General features: G+C 44.5%; 5 protein-coding genes. All 5 read right to left on the bottom strand.

Annotated elements, in window-relative coordinates; translation table 11 throughout:
• A partial coding sequence (locus tag BGM27_RS17075) for a phage major capsid protein (protein ID WP_254122906.1) occupies window positions 1-707 on the bottom strand: 707 nt, incomplete at its 3' end.
• 15 nt (window positions 708-722) lie between these two features.
• Complete coding sequence (locus tag BGM27_RS17070; protein ID WP_217031304.1) at window positions 723-1,310, bottom strand: DUF4355 domain-containing protein; 588 nt, start codon at window positions 1,308-1,310, stop codon at window positions 723-725.
• 102 nt (window positions 1,311-1,412) lie between these two features.
• On the bottom strand, window positions 1,413-2,339 hold the full coding sequence (locus BGM27_RS17065; protein ID WP_007408596.1) for a phage minor head protein: 927 nt from the start codon (window positions 2,337-2,339) through the stop codon (window positions 1,413-1,415).
• Window positions 2,326-3,729 (bottom strand): phage portal protein, encoded by a 1,404-nt coding sequence (locus tag BGM27_RS17060; RefSeq protein WP_007408597.1) that lies wholly within the window; start codon window positions 3,727-3,729, stop codon window positions 2,326-2,328. The genes BGM27_RS17065 and BGM27_RS17060 overlap by 14 nt, the downstream gene beginning before the upstream one ends.
• Window positions 3,729-4,308 (bottom strand): phage terminase large subunit family protein (locus BGM27_RS20610; protein ID WP_483297758.1); only part of this gene is annotated, 580 nt, incomplete at its 5' end. The genes BGM27_RS20610 and BGM27_RS17060, both read right to left, overlap by 1 nt.

Raw genomic sequence — 4,308 nt, 5'->3', positions numbered from 1 at the left:
GCCGCAAGTAATGCCGCTTTTTCGTAATCCCATGACTTAGAATCCACATATCCGATCGGAAGGCCAAGGGCTTGTTGTGTGGCGCCGCCTGTCGCATCGTTGAAGATCGGAAGCCCGTTACCGTCCTTAGTACCACGAAGTTTCTGACGGAATCGGCGTGTTGTTGTAAAGCCGTTTACATCTTTGTCAGCGTCTTCGACCAAAGCCATGATCCCGCTTAACTCATCATATAGATTGCCAAGTGAGTTTAACGCAATAGCGTTACCAGATTCCTTGATTTTTTCAAATACAGATACGCCTTTTCCAAACGGTGAATCTACACCGAATAACGCAGCCTGATCAAATTTGATCGCAAAGGCTTCAGCGATAGCCGGGCGCATTTGTGTGAAGAAATCTGTTACAGAGTAGCGCAAGAATTCTTTAGAAACAGGGATGATGACACCCAATTTCTTTGAAATCATTTTTGCTGTTAACCATTGGGCCTTAGATGTTTGAATTCTATCGCCCTCTCCAACCCAGTATGCTCCTGGCCCAGAAGCCAAGTACGTGAATTCTTTCTCCGGCTTAGTCATTTCTTCATATTTTGCGAGTTTCGTGACAGCAGATTGGGTCATAAACTCTTTTAAAACCAGCGTTCCTTGTTCAGTTGGAACCTTCCCATTTACTGAGTCTTGCATCAATGCATTGTTCGGATTAAATGTTGGCATTAAAGATAGCCCTCCTTATTTTCTTATACTTGCTTCAGCTGCAAGCGAGCTGATGTCTAAATCTTGATTTGTCGATTCATTGCTGCCGGACTGGACATCACGGCCATTCTCTTGAAACTTGGATTCAATAGCCTTTTGAAGTGCAACGTTGTACTTCTCTTCGAATGCTCCGAGGTTCTTCATCGTTGATTCTTCATCCTCACCGACAAAGAATCCCACTACTTCTACATCTGCCGGCAGTTGCTTTTCAGAAGCATAAGAAACAGCTTTGTTTAAAAGCTTTTCACGTTGTGCTGCTGTCTTTTGATCTTTCAGCTCCTTTTCGAGCTTCCTGATCCGCTTCTGCTCTTCTGTTTCTTCTGGATAAAGCTCTTTTACCTTTGTATCAACCAGAGCATCGAGATTGTTCGCCTTCCACGTATCAAGTCCTTTTGTAAAATGAGAATCCAACCGAGGCTGAATGAGACGTTTTCCTTCTTCTGTATCTAAAAACCCATTCACCTTGTCAGCAGACACGGCAGAAAGTTCATTCAGATACGACTGTACTTCTTCGTTCTCTTTATTTTCTTCAAGAAATTTTTTCACATCTTCTAATGTTGGCATTACGCTTCTTCCTCCTTTGCCCTCTACAGTGCGCGCCTGTTATGAGTGCATGAAAAATAAGCCTTTTAACGTCGTGCTCAGGACAAAATAAAAAGCCGCTGTTTAACGGCGGCCCTTTTCCTCAATGGATTTGTACCACTCTTCATAGGTTTGGTATGGGATTGTCTGGCCAGCCCCGCTGCCGCCTTCCCTCGCTCTTCTCGTATCCGGCAGGACGCCGTTCACTTTAAACGTAATTGTGCAACGGCAGTTAATATCATCCTTGGCATTATTCATGTGCCCTGGAGCCGGCCCGACGCCGCCGTAAATTGATTTGAACAGCCCATTGCGTTCTATAGTCTTCCCGTCCAGCTTCCTGTGCCCGGCTCGTGTTTTAAGATCAAGAGTAGCATTCCACATCTTTTTAAGACTGCTCCGTTTTGAGGCCTTTTCAGCGCTTTCCATCCTTGCCGAGACTTGTACCCTATGAGCTTCTGTTCTCGCCACGTCACGGGCTTTCCTGCGGGCAAATTCGGTTGCTCTTTCAATGCGGCGGGCGATCTTTGAATAATCCTCCCCCGCTTGTAGGCCCTGTGCGACGGAAATTTGAATCTGCCGGACATAATCGTCTCGATGCCTCCTGTATATCGCTGACAAGGTCAATTCAGCTATGGGGTTTAGAATGGCCTGCCGGATGACTTTGGCTGTCGGGATGCTAAAACCCAAGTTAACCACGGATTCCATTTCAAATAGATAAGCAGAACGCATATAATTCTCTAAAAACTGCTTGGCTGCTAATGCCTCAACAATAGTCAGAATGGTTTTGAAAGCCTGGTGAGATTCCTCGGCCATCCTCTCCATTTCCTTGTTCAGACGATTGTATTTGTTGGCATCGGCAAAAGTAAGCTGGCCGTCCTTGCTGTACTTCGCATACATCTGGGCAATTTGTGCATTGATCTCCTTTAAGCGAGACGCAAAAACGACATCAATCTTCTGAGCATCCTCAGTGATCATGTCGTCCAGGTACTTATCAATATCATTCTGGTTCATCTTCATCACCGCCCGCGTCTGTTTCCACATCCGTTAACGGCGGCATGTTGAGCCTGTATTCCTCTTCTTCCTCTTCCATCTTCTTCAGCTCATACTGGACATCATCAACAAACGACAGCAGAGACAGGCGGGTTTCTTCGCTTACCATTCCTTTAAGCTGTCCCGTCGTGTTTGCTTCTTCCAGTACATTTGCCGGAAGGTTTCGCTTAAATCCAAACCAAACTTTTTTATAATCTTCCGCCGCCGCTTGCCTTTTAGTGCCCCATGCGGAAAAAATCAGTTTATATTGATAACGCAGAGCAGCAGTCATCTTCCGTTCCATTGTGATGCATTTGTTTTCAAGCGACATCAATTTATATTTCATCGCAACCCCTGAAACATTCCCGCCAAAAGATTCATCGGAGAAATTGACCGATTTCGCAAAGCGAAGGATATTCTCTTCCAACCTATCAAGATGGTTTTCTATGATGGCATCGTTTATATCCTTTGTCAGATAGCTTACGTCATCTTTTTCGTCATACAATTCAAGGATTCCGGTCTTTTTGAGCTGATCAAGCGTCTCTTCATCCGCGCCAAGCCCTTTTAAAATCAGATAAGCCAGTCGGTATTGCTCAATCTCATTCGATGCATCGGACAACGTGCGGTCATACGCATCAATTAACGAAAGAACCTTTTCAGCATCTCCCTTTAGTTCCTTGTTATTCGCTAAACCGAATAAGGGACAGCCGTCAAAAAGATGCAAAGTTTTTTTATCAAAAGTGAAGGACGAGCTGTCTTTCGTACTGAAATAATAAACATATTTCTGATCATAGAATTCTGCTTTAATCTTGCCGCCATACACCGTGTAATATCGCAGAGCGTAAGTAGGTTCATGGATGCTTCCATCAGTAATAAAAGCGCATTCCCATGGATCAATATTTTTTATTCGCTCGTTTCCAGAACGATCAACGTAAGCGAGGCGGGCGCCGTAACCGCAAATAGAGGCCATTTTCCCCCACTCACTGTCTTCATCAGCAATGTTGTTTTCCGTACTGAAACCTTCAATCAGCTGTTTCACAAGTTTTGCATTACTTGCTTCACCGCTCTCATCAAACTCATATGCAATAGGATGACCAAACAGATAGCCCACCTTTGTATCAATGATTTCAGAATCAAACGAGTTGTTCAGCCTATTGTTTACTTTGTGATCAATACGTTTTAATTTCCCTGTTTCAAAATCCTCGTATTCAATGGCTTCTCTGGATAAGATCGGAACGCCCTGAACCTCAGCCTGGTACCGATCATAAAGCTTTTTCATTCTGTCATGATCCGGCTTATGCTCCTGAATGATCTTGTCAATCAATTCAGGTGTTATGCCGGACTGCTCAATAATTTCTATAAACTGATTCATCAGCTCATCCCTTTCCGCCTTTTCGGTTTATTATGCGAATACAGAGCGTACCGGAGAGCATCCAGCACGTCGTCCCATTCCTTCACAGGATCGCCGGTCTTTTGATTCCATACATACATGAAAATTTCTTTTTCGAAGCGAGCGACCTTGTCTTTTACGATGAATAATTCGTTTCGCTTAAGCAGCCGCGCCACTTCTTCGATACCGGATATAACCGCCTTATCAGCATTCAATGCACGCAGTTTCTCCCTGCGGAATCGCTGAACGTGTTCCGGTCGCGCAGTATCGCAGTAGAAATTAATGTTTCCGTACCGCTCTTTTACGCCTTTCGCCACCTTCACCCAGTAATCAATTTCCTCATGTCGCTTGGCATGTTCTTCGAGCAAATAAAACCCCCCCTGGTCATCTTGTCCAATTACGACAATAGAACCCGGGTGCTCATATCCCCAGTCAACGCCCGCAAAATACTTCTTGAAATTGACACGCCTGTTTTCCAATTCTTCAGAGCTGATATAGTGAATGTCCTTATTGAAATCCTTGTATATGACTCCTTCAGGCGCCACCCAATAACCGTGTATG

This window comes from Bacillus sp. FJAT-27001 (genome assembly GCF_019039175.1).
Taxonomy (GTDB): Bacteria; Bacillota; Bacilli; order Bacillales; family Bacillaceae; genus Bacillus; species Bacillus velezensis.
Note: the sequence above shows the minus strand (reverse complement) of the source record. Positions and strands in the feature narration are given on the sequence as shown.